At 37.2% G+C, this 13,207-nt stretch carries 10 protein-coding genes; 4 read left to right on the forward strand and 6 right to left on the reverse strand.

The window, feature by feature from the left end:
• The first annotated feature begins 24 nt into the window (after positions 1 to 24).
• The 3 genes from RIV7116_RS06455 to RIV7116_RS06465 all read left to right on the forward strand — a co-directional run bounded on the left by RIV7116_RS06455 (position 25) and on the right by RIV7116_RS06465 (position 4,037).
• Entirely contained in the window at positions 25 to 999 is a 975-nt protein-coding gene (locus RIV7116_RS06455; protein WP_157229256.1) for a glycosyltransferase, read from the forward strand.
• The gene (locus tag RIV7116_RS06460) at positions 980 to 2,044 is read left to right on the forward strand and encodes a GNAT family N-acetyltransferase (RefSeq protein WP_015117475.1); all 1,065 of its coding nucleotides are present in this window, start codon (positions 980 to 982) and stop codon (positions 2,042 to 2,044) included. Before RIV7116_RS06455 ends, RIV7116_RS06460 begins: the two co-directional genes overlap by 20 nt.
• Positions 2,045 to 2,342: 298 nt before the next feature.
• Positions 2,343 to 4,037, forward strand: a complete 1,695-nt coding sequence (locus RIV7116_RS06465) for a TrkA family potassium uptake protein (protein ID WP_015117476.1) — start codon at positions 2,343 to 2,345, stop codon at positions 4,035 to 4,037.
• 127 nt (positions 4,038 to 4,164) lie between these two features.
• On the opposite strand, the gene RIV7116_RS06470 is transcribed toward RIV7116_RS06465, so the two are convergent.
• Both RIV7116_RS06470 and RIV7116_RS06475 read right to left on the reverse strand, forming a co-directional pair.
• Positions 4,165 to 5,532, reverse strand: coding sequence for a PAS domain S-box protein (locus tag RIV7116_RS06470; RefSeq protein ID WP_015117477.1), 1,368 nt, complete (start codon positions 5,530 to 5,532; stop codon positions 4,165 to 4,167).
• A 263-nt stretch (positions 5,533 to 5,795) separates the two neighbouring features.
• Positions 5,796 to 6,575, reverse strand: a complete 780-nt coding sequence (locus RIV7116_RS06475) for an HAD family hydrolase (RefSeq protein ID WP_015117478.1) — start codon at positions 6,573 to 6,575, stop codon at positions 5,796 to 5,798.
• A 158-nt stretch (positions 6,576 to 6,733) separates the two neighbouring features.
• On the opposite strand from RIV7116_RS06475, the gene RIV7116_RS06480 reads away from it, so the two are divergent.
• Positions 6,734 to 7,558, forward strand: a complete 825-nt coding sequence (locus RIV7116_RS06480) for a hypothetical protein (protein WP_015117479.1) — start codon at positions 6,734 to 6,736, stop codon at positions 7,556 to 7,558.
• 168 nt (positions 7,559 to 7,726) lie between these two features.
• On the opposite strand, the gene RIV7116_RS06485 is transcribed toward RIV7116_RS06480, so the two are convergent.
• The 4 genes from RIV7116_RS06485 to RIV7116_RS06500 form a co-directional block, all read right to left on the reverse strand.
• Entirely contained in the window at positions 7,727 to 8,428 is a 702-nt protein-coding gene (locus RIV7116_RS06485) for a DevA family ABC transporter ATP-binding protein (protein ID WP_044290787.1), read from the reverse strand.
• Between the two features lie 82 nt (positions 8,429 to 8,510).
• Positions 8,511 to 9,662, reverse strand: coding sequence for an ABC transporter permease DevC (gene devC, locus RIV7116_RS06490; protein WP_015117481.1), 1,152 nt, complete (start codon positions 9,660 to 9,662; stop codon positions 8,511 to 8,513).
• 154 nt (positions 9,663 to 9,816) lie between these two features.
• Positions 9,817 to 11,232, reverse strand: coding sequence for an HlyD family efflux transporter periplasmic adaptor subunit (locus RIV7116_RS06495; RefSeq protein WP_015117482.1), 1,416 nt, complete (start codon positions 11,230 to 11,232; stop codon positions 9,817 to 9,819).
• A gap of 1,175 nt (positions 11,233 to 12,407) precedes the next feature.
• Positions 12,408 to 13,145 (reverse strand): phycocyanobilin:ferredoxin oxidoreductase, encoded by a 738-nt coding sequence (locus tag RIV7116_RS06500; RefSeq protein ID WP_015117483.1) that lies wholly within the window; start codon positions 13,143 to 13,145, stop codon positions 12,408 to 12,410.
• Between the last annotated feature and the right edge of the window lie 62 nt (positions 13,146 to 13,207).

A 13,207-nucleotide genomic window follows, 5' to 3' on the forward strand; every position in this document is an offset into this window, starting at 1 on the left:
CAACTGAAGAAAGATCGGATAAAAGTGAGCGTATCTCTTGTCACTTTCAACCATGAAAAATTTATTGCACAAGCAATAGAAAGTGTACTGTTGCAAGAAGTTGATTTTAGTTATGAAATCATTATAGGTGAAGATTTTTCTAGCGATAGAACGCGGGAGATTGTTATTGACTATCAAAAACAGTATCCAGATAAAATCCGCTTGATATTACCCGAAGAAAATTTGGGCTGCTACGGGCAAAAGATTTTTGTCAAAACACTTGAAGCAAGCCTTGGTGAATATATTGCTTTATTAGATGGTGATGACTATTGGACAACTCCAACCAAGCTACAGCAGCAGGTGGATTTTTTAGATAATCATCCTGAATGTGCAATCTGTTTTCATGATGTTACAACAGTTTTCGAGGATGATGCCGATAATTCTCGGAGTTACAACGATTTTGAACCGTACCAATTCTCCGACTTAGAAAGCATTTTAAAAAGTAACTTTATACCAACCTGTTCGACGCTCTACAGAAAAGGTTTATTTAATGAATTTCCACAATGGTACTGCAATATCGTTTGTGGAGATTGGGTACTGCACGTATTGAATGCCAGATATGGAAAAATTGGCTATATTAACAAATCTCTAGGGGTTTATCGAGTTCATAGCAACGGTTTATTTAGCAGTATGAAAAAAATACAGCAGCTAAAAGAAGCTATAAAATGCTATGAACTGCTGAATGAATACTTAGAATTTGAATACAATCGCATCATCAAGTCAGAAGAGATTTACCGTTATTTAACTTGTTTGTTTATATACAGGGAAGAAGGAAATTTTATCGAGCAGCAACAATATATCAACAAGTTAATCCGAACTTTTCTCAATCATCCCTTAGTTAGCTGTACGGCAATTTTTAAGTTTATTAAGAGGAATATTCTTAATAAGCATCGGTTATATAAATGGCGGAGAAAAAAGCAGAAACCGAAGCTGCTAACCCATGAATATTCAAGTAATTGATAGCCAAAATCCCTTATGGCTGCAAACCCTACGTAAACTTCGATATGATGTTTACCATTTACCAGAATATGCGCGTTTAGAAGCAAAAAGGAATAAAGCAGATTCGCAAGCTTTTATCATAAGTGATGGCGAAAAAATATTTTTCTTACCTTTTTTAATTCGTTCGTGTAATGACATCCTGGGTTCAAAAGCACAAGAGTATAAAGATGCAATCTCACCATATGGTTATTCTGGTGTTTTATTGAATCGAGCCGCTGCTAATTCTGATATTTTTACCGATTTTGCTCTCAAGGAATTAAATTACTATTTTAAAAGTAAGGGAGTATGTTCGGCATTTTTCCGGCTACATCCGATATTGAACAATAAATTTAGTTTTATCTTTTCAAGAGACACTATTAACAAAATTGGCGAAACCATTTCAGTTGATTTAAAGCTTTCAGAGTCACAAATCTGGGCAAATACTAGAAAAGGTCATCAAAGTACAATTAATAAATGTAAGCGACTTGGATTTACTGCGAGGATGGTGAATTTGGTCGAATATGTTGATAATTTTCAGGTAATTTACGAGGAAACCATGAATCGGGTTGCAGCCAAGCAATCTTATTACTTTAGTCAAGAGTATTTTTCCGATCTACAAAATTTACATGGAAATATCCACTTGTGCTTAGTAGAATTAAAATCAGAAATTGCCGCAGCCTGTATATTTTTTGAGTGTGGTGGAATAGTTCAAGCCCATTTGGGTGGAACCAAAAACAAGTTTTTGCAGCAGTCTCCATTTAATTACTTAATAGACTATGTCCGATATTGGGCAAAGCAACGCGGTAACGAATTGATGCATATAGGAAGTGGTGTTGGAGGTACAAAAGACAGCTTGTATCATTTCAAAGCCGGTTTTTCCAAGCAAAGGCATGATTGGTTTGCGTTGCGATTGATTCCAGATTGGGAGAAATATAGTTACCTAACTAATCTACGAGCAGAATCTTTGAATATTGGAGTTGAGAAATTGTTTCAGTCAAATTTCTTTCCTGCTTATCGTTCTAATTAGGTAATGGGTAATAGGTAATGGGTAATAGGTAATTAATTTTCATCTTTAATACTGAAACACCTGCTTACGATTTTGTGACTTATTACTTCTTTCCCAATTACCGATTAGCAATTACCAATCTCTTTTAATGTTTTGATAAGTAGTCAGACAGAATTAATTACATAATGACTGTAAATATTTTTGTCCAATTACTTAATATCGTTCGTTCGGCTACAGTTCTTATGGGTGTGTGCGATCAAGAATGTGAATAAACGCTTTTAAGGAATGCAGCTTTTCGTATCAATCTTGCTGCTTTTATATGAAACCCAGAATCATTGTCTGTAGTTTAGGACGCACCGGATATAAAATATTTCGTTTGCTCAGACAGCAAGGTGCTTTAGTTGTTGGTATTCACCATCAAGCTATTTCTGGCGAAAGGGCTGGAGATGTAATTGTTGGCGATTTACATGCGGCTAGTACTCTCAAAGCGGCAGGAATCCAGCAAGCTAATACTTTGGTTATTGCTGGAGGAGATGACGCATTAAATTTGTGGATTGTTATGCAAGCACGGGTGCTTAATCCCCGCATTCGGATAATTAACCGCTTTTTTAACACTAGTTTGGGCGAACGTTTAGATTTGACTTTGCCAGACCATTTAAGCATGAGTGTTGCGGGTTTAGCTGCACCAGTATTTAGTTTTGCTGCTTTAGGAAATAAAGCTATCGGACAAATCAAATTATTTAAGCAAACTTGGCCTATACACGAAGAATATATTCATCAATATCATCCTTGGAACGGTCGCAAACTCAATGAATTATGGGAAGATCGTTCCCGGATGCTTATTTATTATTTGCCCGTAGAAGGCGATTTAGATTTAGTTTCGGCAGTCATGTCTGGGCACGAACTCCAAAAAGGCGATCGCTTGATTGTCGGAACTCAACCCCAAGTTCGTACAACCCGTAAATCACTAATTACAAAACTGGTGAAAGTCTTTACGAATTTACGTCAATTTAGGCATCACGCTCAATCAGTGTTGATTGGAGCAATGTTGTTAATGATGATTATTTCCTTAGCAACGCTTACTTATGTATCTGCCGAACTGAATATGTCTGTTATTGATGCCCTATATTTTTCTGTAGGTATGATTACTGGGGCAGGCGGCAACGAAACAACTGTAGAAAGTGCTCCCGATAGCATCAAGATATTTACCGTAATTATGATGCTGGTAGGAGCCGCAATATTTGGTATTTGGTATGCTTTGCTGAATGATTTTGTTTTGGGAACCCGTTTCAAACAATTTTGGGATGCAGCAAGAGTACCTCGACGCAATCACTATATTGTTTGCGGATTAGGTGGTATTGGCATCAAAATCGTCCAGCAGCTTTACAATAACGGGCAAGAAGTTGTGGTAGTTGAACCCAACAGCAACGGTAAGTTTATCAATACCGCTCGCAGTTTGGGTATTCCGACTATTCATGCTGATGCCAGCTTTCCAGAAACTTTGAAATCTTGCAATGTCACAAATGCCGCTGCTTTGATTGCCGTTACAGGTAATGATGCGACTAACGTCGAAATTGCTCTTAAAGCTAAAGGTTTATCCTCAAAAATTACCGTAGTAGTAAATTATGCCGACCCAGACTTTGCCCGCATGGCACAGGAAGTATTTGATTTTGAGGCAGTTTTAAGTCCCGCAGAACTTGCCGCTCCTGCCTTTGCAGCAGCAGCCTTGGGCGGTAGAATTCTTGGTAATGGTATCACAGCAGATAGTTTATGGGTAGCATTTGCCACAATAATTACACCATCACATCCATTCTGCGGGAAAAGAGTTAAAGAAGCAGCCATGTCAGCCGATTTTGTACCTTTGTACGTAGAAACTAATTCTCAAACTATCCACGGTTGGGAATTACTCGAAGTCTGTTTGAGCGGTGGAGATATGCTGTATTTAACAATGCCTGCAACACGTTTGTATCAACTATGGCGCTATACTCCCAAGATTGATGCTGTTAGTTATTAGGTAATTGGTAATTGGTAATTGGTAATTGGTAATTGAACATCAAAATAATTCTAACCTTTAGCCTTTAACCTTGAACCTTTGACCTTTAACCTTTAACCTTTAACCTTTAACCTTTAACCTTTGACCTTTAAACTTTAACCTTTGAACTTAATAACTTTTGAGCAATGCAAAGAAAATACTGTGGAGTACCATTACCATCACTAATTACCGAAATACTAACCTTCAATCTTATAAAATCTCCATTTTTGTGAATAAGCTGTTTGTGTATCGAATTAGCGTTAGTTTTATGATTAAGAATATTAGACATCAACTCCATGCAAGAATCTAAATTATCTAAGTCTGTGATATCTTGCCAGCTTAAATCTAATAATTCCGATTCGCTATAGCCAATAATTTCACAAAAATGTGGGTTAACTTCAATAAATTCTCCAGATAATTTGATTTGATAAATTCCCACCGAGGCTTGCTCAAAAATGGCGCAAAAACGTTCTTCACTTTCCCGTAAAGCATCTTCCGTCCATTTACGTTGAGAAATATCTTCGACTACCCCTAGAAAATAATCGGGCATTCCTTGTTTGTTGCGTACCAATGAAACACTAACATTAACCCATTGCTCTTGATAATATCTATTCCATTTACGAATAAATCGTTTTTGTAAAGAGTAGTTAGAAATCTCGTTGGTAAACAGCTGTCGCACATGCATTAATTCAGCTTCGATATCATCTTGATGGGTAATATCTTGCCAACTTACCTGCTTTAAAAGTTCTTCTTTATAGCCAATTATTTCGCAAAAGCGCGGGTTTACCTCAATAAATTCTCCATATAGCGAAACCATAAAAATTCCGACAGCAGCTTGTTCGTAAACAGCACGAAAACGTTCTTCGCTTTCTCTTAAAGCTTCCTCAGCCGTTTTACGTTGAGTAATATCTCGCGCTACCCATAAAACGCTTTTGTCAGAAATCGGAGAAATGCTAGCGGTAAACCAGACTTGATAATCTTCTTCTTGTAATTGGTAATCAATATGCAGATTTTTTTGTGTATCTAAAGCCTGTTCAACCTGTTGTAAGAAAAGTTGAGCGGTTTCTTCCCCAAAGAAAAGCTCCGCAGTCTTATTTATTAATTTGTTAGTAGTAGCATCGGCATTACTTGCACAAGTCGGTAAAATTTCGACATTAGACAATTTTTTATCTTGAATGCTTACGACTAAGATAATATCTTTAATTGACTCAATAATACCCCGCAGTTTCGCTTCCGAACTACTTAACTTATCCTCAAGCAATTTTCGGTTACGAATTTCTTTGTGCAGCTTTTGAGTTAAACTTTCATTATCTGTTTGCGAAAGCGCAAGCAAACCTTGCAATTTCTGCAAAGCAAGCTGTACTTCCTCATCGCTGTTTCTACGGCTAATCAACAATAACGTCTCTTTGATTGTGTTATTTAATGCGTCAGCCGCACAACTATCATTAACGGTTGAGGAATTTTCAAATTCTTGCATAAAAAAAACAAATCAAATTATTGATTGCAAAGAAATTTATTTACAGCAACAGCAATACTTAAGAAAGAACGTACAAATCGACTCACTTACCATTACTGCTATATCAAGCAGCCTATATTAGTTTATTGCTAGCCGTGAGGGGAACTTTCAAACCGTTAGTTGAAATATGGTGCTGCCATTGAACAATAATTACACTGACTTCAATTTTATGACAAGTATAATTTGGTATATTATGCTTTTTTTTGATATATATCTTATTAACTTTATGAAATAGCTTGTAAAAGATGATTAGATAGTTCGCAGAAACCTTTACCTTCGCTAGCCTGAGTTATATAAGTTGGTTGATGCTGCAATTTACTAACGTATTCCAACACATTGGCAACACCCACCGAGACACCAAAATAACTTTTATCAAATAAACTTTCGTCATTAGGGCTATCCCCGACAGTAACAACTTCATCTGAGGTATATTCAGGAAAATATTCTTGTAGTATTTGCGATAACCCCACAGCCTTATCTTGTCCTAAAGGTTTGATATGGCACTGAACATTACTGTAAGTAAATCCCCAACCTAACTCCTGACATTGATGCTGCATGGTTTGTAATGAGTCGATACTTAAACCTGCCACATCAAACGTCCAATCCGTAACGCGAAAACGGTTATCGTTAGATTCTTTTATTTGAGGGAAATCAAGCTGTAATTCATGAAAAACAGATGCTAAATCCCTTCTATGCTGACTTAAATCTTGTATCGGTGTAATAGCTACAGATTGCTCGCTTTGCGAAGGATAGAATAAACCGCCATTTTCAGCGATCGCACCAAATACTGGTAAATAATATGCCAAACCACTAACCCAACCAGCGGAACGCCCGGTAACAATAATGACTGTGATATTAGCAGCTGCCAAATCTTGCAAAGCTTGCAATAGGGTATCAGTAAATTTGCCTTCCGTGGTTAAGGTACCATCCATATCCGTAGCTACAAGACGGATTTTGCTAAAACAGTTATTTTCTTGATGTTGAGGAAGCGGTAAACAAGACATTAAAAAATATAATTCTTATGTACTATAAACTCAGTAGCTTTTAGATATCTAAAATTTACTTCAAAATATTTCAAACAAAATATAATCCTACCGCAAAACGGAGTTGCAAATTTGGGCATCCTAATGATTAGGAGTCCAATTTTTTCCCTGTTTCAATTATGTCAACTTCGATATTTGTTGCTCAATCTCCCGCAGCAAAAGCTACACAGACATCTCAAAAGGTACTCGCTACCGAAAATCAACTACCTCCATTGCCAGTAATGGTAGCTGGAGGGCTTACCGTAATGGTAATTGGCTTAATAATCTACGGCAAACTCGAAATCAAAAAGCTAGAGAAGAAGCTTCGGTTTGAAAAATTTCGCACCCGAGAGTTAGAAAAGAAGCTGAAGCTATCTCTCCAAACGATTCGTAAAATGGAAACAAACCCCGATTTAATCAACTCGCGGGAATTCAACCTCGATTATTTGCGAATGCGGATGGAAGAAGAAGTTTTTCACTTCGCCATCGTTAATCAAATAAAAATAAAAATTAAAGATAAAATTTCTCAAGCACTCCGCCCCAATCATGCCAAACAAGGAGTAGTGGGAATCGCGAGTAGCGCAGGAAGACAAGTAGACGAAACCTTTGATGTCGAATATGAAACTGGTGCTGCTACAGAGAACGGTAAGCGAGTACTTTTTCGCATTCAAATTAGGTTAATGAAATTGCCTACGCAAACAAGCTCTGCCACCATCAGCCAGCTAATTGACTGCGTTGAAACCTATCTAAGTCCCGCAGAAGATCATGATAGCTGGCAACCGACTATCCAAGGTAGAATAGCCTTTATGCATTGGGATCAAAAAGCTAAACCCACACCTTTATTAGTATTAGAACAATCTAACGAAGGCGTTAATGTAACTTTCCGTACCAGTCGTTCCGCCAACGGTAACAGCGGTATTATGAATCACTCGCCAAAAAACAACAAGACTGGTTCTCGAAAATGAGCCGTAAACAGTTATCAGTTATCAGTTACCAAATAAATACAGCCAGTTAATTTAGCTCAACAGGATTTATGATTTTAGATTAATCATTAGCATCAATCTAGAAACACCTACATTAGGAGATTGACACATATTCAATCTAAAATCTAAAATCTAAAATAAAAAATTAATTTAGTTACTAAGGGTTAGCTGTTCGCTAGTTAACAGCCCATCTTCCATATTTATAATACGGTCGGCAATATCCAAAATACGGCTATCATGGGTTACTAACAAAATAGAAGTACCTTGTTCTTTAGCTAGTTGCTGCATAATTTCAACAACATCTCTTCCTGACTGTTTATCTAATGCGGCTGTGGGTTCATCAGCTAAAACTAAAGGTGGATTATTCACCAAAGCCCGAGCAATTGCAACTCTTTGTTTTTGACCTCCAGAAAGATTATCGGGAAAGTAATCTATTCTATTTTCCAAACCAACCGCTCGTAGAATATTTTTAGATTGAGCAATAGCTTCTCTTTGAGAAATACATTTATTGAGTTCTGCTGCAATTTGAACGTTTTGTCTAGCAGTTAAGAACTCTAGCAAATTATGTGCTTGAAAAATATAACCAATATTGCGTCTGATGTTAACTAATTTTCTCGCATTGGCTCGATACAGTTCTTCGCCTAAAAACTTTAGACTTCCTTCCTGTACGGAACGTAAGCCGCCGATTAAACTCAGCAAAGTTGTTTTACCCGAGCCAGAAGGCCCCGTCATAATCACAATTTCACCCGGATAAATATCCAGATTAATATCATACAAAATCTGTTTCTTGAGCGTACCTTTTCCGTAGTAGTGATTCAGATATTTGATTGAAATTACAGGTTCTGTGTTCATCATGTTACTAGTTTGTGGTGAGGAGTTAGGAATTAGAGTTCTCATGTTCGCTGGTTACTGTTAACTATTAAATTATTGCTGACTAAAAAATGTCTGCTGGGTCAGCTGATTTTAATTTTCTCACGGCAATTATTCCTGAAATAAAACACATGATAATAGTTAAAAACAAAACCATAATAGCTCTGCTATAGCTCATGAAAACCGGTAAAAGAGTAGCTGCTCTTGCTTGTTCGTATAGAAATAAAGCAAAAGCTAATCCAGGTAAATATCCTAAAACTGCTAAAATAAAAGCCTCTTGAAGAATTACAATTAAAAAATAATTATGTGAATAGCCGATTGCTTTAAGAGTGGCATATTCAACTAAATGGTCTGAAACCTCGGTATAAAGTATTTGATAAACAATCACGGTTCCGACAATAAAACCCATGATTGTTCCTAAAGTGAAAATAAAGCCAATCGCAGTACTACTTGCCCAGAAGTTTTTTTCAAAATCGATGAATTCTTGTTTCGTTAAAACTTTAACATCTGGATTTAAATAACTTCTTAACTGTTGAGCAACAAGATTTGGATCTGCACCAGGTTTCAACTTTATTAAACCTATATCAATTAATCCTGGTTGACGGTTTACAAATATTCTGAGAAAATTCAAATCGCTAGTAATTAAGTTTCCATCCGAACCGAATGAAGCACCTAGAGTAAATAAGCCTCCTACTTTAACTAACTTTCTTCTAACTTCTGCCTTAACATCGTTACCTTGTTCAAATTGCGCTACAATTGGGCCGTATTCCCGTCGAGAAGAACGGTCATATAGCACTACATTTGGTAACTGAATTTGATTTAAATTTTGTTTTAAACCAGGAAGAGCAAATATATTATGTTGTGGATTAATTCCTATAACTAAAAGATTTCGAGGAATACCATTTTGGGGATTTTTCCAACTAGTATAGTCTACATAAATTGGATGAACCGACTCTACAGACTCTAAATCTAATGATTGGTAAAGCCTTTTTTGAGAAAATCTTTTCATCGACAAGATAGCACTCGTCTGACGATTGATTAAAACTATTTCCCCTTTCAAACTACTATGAAAACGAACGTTACTATAATATAAAGAATCGCGGAAACCAAGCTGCATAAACATTAGAACATCCGCAAAAGCAATCCCCGCTAATGCCACTGCTAAACGAGATGCTTCACGCTTGAGTTGTAACCATGCTAAAGGTAGTTTTGCCATCAGTTATCAGTGAACAGTAAACAGTGTTAGCGCTGCGTGTCCCGAAGGGACATATAGTGAACATTTAGGAGTTAAAAATTAGTAGTTATAAATTAGTAGTTATAAATTTTTAACTTTGACCTTTAACCTCTAACCTTTGACCTTTTTAACTTTTTTAAATTTGAATCGTAGCTATCACCTTGGCATTAGTTAACCCTGCGACTCTCTCTTTATCTTGTTCGGATAGAGCAATTTTGACTTCTACAACCCTTGCATCTACATCTGCGGCTGGATCGGTATTGAGTACATTTCTCTTGCCTATTTTTCTACCAATTTCAGAGACGGTTCCTTGCAGCTTGCCGCTAAATGCTCCGTTGTCGCTGATTATGGAAACTAACTGTCCCAAACGCACTCTACTAATACTCGCTTCGGGAACTTCAGCTACCACAATCATTTCGTCGGTACGTCCAATTTCGGCAATACCTTCGGCACTCATGGTTTCTCCAGCTTTGGTATATATCTCTAAAACTTCCCCCGCAACTGGTGCGATTACATAACTCAATTTCATCTCAGCTTCGGCTTTTTTTAATTGCGCGATCGCACTATTAACCTGAGCTTGTGCCATCCGAGTATTGCTAGGGCGAAGTTCTGAAAGTCTGCTTAAATTAGCTTTTTGTTCGTCTGCCTGCCTTTGTAAAGTTGCTATAGTTTTGTCTTGATTGGCTAATACTTCTAAAAGCTGTTGTCGCAAAATTTCGATAGTTTTTCCTCTGTCTGCTGTAGCTTGGGCTAATTGCTGCCGCAAGCTTGCAATAACTTGTCTGCGATTGGCTTGACTTTCTATGAGTTGTTGAGTTGCAGTCTGTGCGGCAAGTCTTCTTCTATTGCGCTCTAGCTGAGAAATAGCACCTTGTCTGTACAAATTTTCATAACGTTGAGCATCAACTTGAGCATTTCTAGCTTCCGCTTGCACCCTTGCGACTGAGGCTCTGAGAGATTCTTGTTGCCCTTGTAGTTCTACTGCTAAACGATTCACAGTTGCTTGTTGAGAAATAGTTTCTCCACGTAACTGTGCTTTTATTCGAGCAATCGTGGCGTTACTTGCTTGTTCTTCACCGCGTAACTGCGCTTCAAGTCGAGCAATTATCGCTTTTTGAGCTTGAATTTCTCGCGGCGAACCAACTTTTACACCAGCTAAATTTGCACGGCTTTCTTGAATTTTGGCTTTTGCTTGCTCTACCGCAGCTTGACTGCTCCTAAATCCATCTAAAACGGCAATTACTTGACCTTTTCTGACTTTTTGCCCCTCTCTGACTAACATTTCTTCTACTCGCGATGTACCTTGTATTCCTGTTGGTGCAGAAAGTCTAATTACTTCTCCTTTTGGCTGCAAGCGCCCTACTGCATTTACGCTACTAATCGCGGGCGTAACCGGTACTGGCATATCTGATTGTTCTAATTGTTCTATTCTTACTTTTGTTAATATTCCAGCCGTAATAGCTAAAGGTACTGCTGCTGCGAGACCCCACCATAGTCTGGATTTATCAAGCGGTTGTTCTCTTGGGACTGGTTTTTCACTTATTCTTGACATGATAGGTTACTCCATACTTTGAATCATGCTGAGTCGAAATAATAAGTAATTCCATCTCAAGCTAGAATCGTGACTAAAAAAGTTTTTTCAAGCAGGTTTTATAAATTTTTTTTGAGAATAAACTTCACTTTGCTGTATAGTTGCTGCGCGTTTATCGCTCGTTTTTTTTATAAATTAAAACGTTCATTTTGATTAAGCTAATCATAGCTAGCTTATAGCTAATAATGCCGAGTAATTCAATATATTATTGAAAATATTCTGCAATATATTGTGTTCTCAACTGACAATTATTAAAAAAATAAAAGTCAGCAATGATATCGATAAAACCTTAGTAAAATCATATAGTGAGGCTTTGATATCATTTATTTGAGTTTCAGGTAGAAAAATATTGAGATAGCTGGTTATCAACCAAATTTTGCACCGTACTCACAAGTAAATTAATGAATCAAGAAAAGAATTGAGACATTAAATACGAATTCAACATGATATTTATATATAACTTTTCCAATTGAGCACAATATGCTTTCAGAGACCTCAAGCAAAGCCAAAAAATCCCTTCCAAAGCAGGAGAGGTTAATTTTGTATGTTCCTCAAATGAAAACCATTATATATGCCTAAAAGCTTAATAATTGAAATCGCAAACGAATTAGTATTTAACGCAAATTATTAATCACTTAACGTCTGGGACTTATTAATCTTCTATAGCTACATTTCACTCACACTCTTATAAATTCTACATTCAAATACTGTCTTAAAAAGTAACAGAATCTACAGATGGGTAATAGTATTTATAAGGTTAATTAGCTGGATTTTAAATTAATAGTTAACTCTGCACGGCAATAATTTTATAGTGAGGCTTAATAATACACCGTTACTTGATACAACTGTTGACTGAGAACTATCGCGCTTTTCATTTGAGTGCAATACAGTTTGAGAAAACTCACCACGCCACTTGCTACAACGGAACGTTTGCTCAAGGGAGGGAACCTCCGCAACGCAGTGGCTCCCCTTCCCCTCTGCTTCCGCCAGTAGAGGGGTGTATTCTATTCAACTGAAAACTGCTATATAACAATCTCCAACTATTTTTTAATATGCCGTAAAAAACCCAGTCATTATAAAACTGGGCTTGTATCATAATTGCAAAATATTTCCAAATCCAAAAACACAATAAATATTCAAGATGGAATATCAAATAAAACAGTTGTCATATAGTATTCTGCCCAATCCGAACCAAAAGCTTTTTCTAAAACGCGGCGAGTTTTATCATTTTGCTGCTGTTTAGTACAGTAATTTAATTGCCCTTGCAACAGTTTGTTTGCTGTTTCAGCTTGTACGGGTTTTGCAGTAACAGCGTTTTGACAATGGATTTCTAAAAAATTCTCAACTCTGCCCAGAAACATTTTTTCTTCTTCAGGAGAGCCAGGGCGTATAAAAATGCAAAACTCCGAAAAAATTTCTCCCCATTCGGGTAAATCGCGGGGTTGAGAAAAATTCAATTCAGGTAACGCACCAAGATCGGTATTGTAACTAGATGGTAAAGAGCCATTTAAATGAAGTGGAGACAAATCGGCGATCGCTGCACTAATCTGCCCTCTACCGCCCACCAAATCACAACCAAACATTGGTAAATCGTATTCAGTGCGAGGGAACATTACACAATGCAAAATATCCAGCATTGAGCCAACCTTCGCAAGTTCCATATGTAGCTTGCGGAACTGGGTTGTTTGATAGCAGCAATTTTCAATAGTCAGTTTTTCACCTTCTAACTTACCTTCCACATACCCCAACTCAGCAGGTAAATTATAGGGAGATAAATCCAAATGCTGATGCCAAATTCTTTCGATGCTATCAGCCAACTGACGAATTAAGGGATGCTGTTGCTCGCGCAGGGAAGAGTTAGAAGCTACTGACATTACTTTAAACCAACGAATCTTATCTAATAGTCAGTTTACCGCTATCGCTACCAAGCGCGGTT

This window comes from Rivularia sp. PCC 7116 (genome assembly GCF_000316665.1).
Taxonomy (GTDB): domain Bacteria; phylum Cyanobacteriota; class Cyanobacteriia; order Cyanobacteriales; family Nostocaceae; genus Rivularia.

Excerpts from the sequence above, each read along its gene's own strand:
- RIV7116_RS06470 (WP_015117477.1), bottom strand. The coding sequence starts at position 5,532 with ATGCAAGAATTTGAAAATTCCTCAACCGTTAATGATAGTTGTGCGGCT.
- RIV7116_RS06460 (WP_015117475.1), top strand. The coding sequence starts at position 980 with ATGAATATTCAAGTAATTGATAGCCAAAATCCCTTATGGCTGCAAACC.
- RIV7116_RS06485 (WP_044290787.1), bottom strand. The coding sequence starts at position 8,428 with ATGAACACAGAACCTGTAATTTCAATCAAATATCTGAATCACTACTAC.
- RIV7116_RS06500 (WP_015117483.1), bottom strand. The coding sequence starts at position 13,145 with ATGTCAGTAGCTTCTAACTCTTCCCTGCGCGAGCAACAGCATCCCTTA.
- devC (WP_015117481.1), bottom strand. The coding sequence starts at position 9,662 with ATGGCAAAACTACCTTTAGCATGGTTACAACTCAAGCGTGAAGCATCT.
- RIV7116_RS06465 (WP_015117476.1), top strand. The coding sequence starts at position 2,343 with ATGAAACCCAGAATCATTGTCTGTAGTTTAGGACGCACCGGATATAAA.
- RIV7116_RS06495 (WP_015117482.1), bottom strand. The coding sequence starts at position 11,232 with ATGTCAAGAATAAGTGAAAAACCAGTCCCAAGAGAACAACCGCTTGAT.
- RIV7116_RS06475 (WP_015117478.1), bottom strand. The coding sequence starts at position 6,575 with ATGTCTTGTTTACCGCTTCCTCAACATCAAGAAAATAACTGTTTTAGC.
- RIV7116_RS06480 (WP_015117479.1), top strand. The coding sequence starts at position 6,734 with ATGTCAACTTCGATATTTGTTGCTCAATCTCCCGCAGCAAAAGCTACA.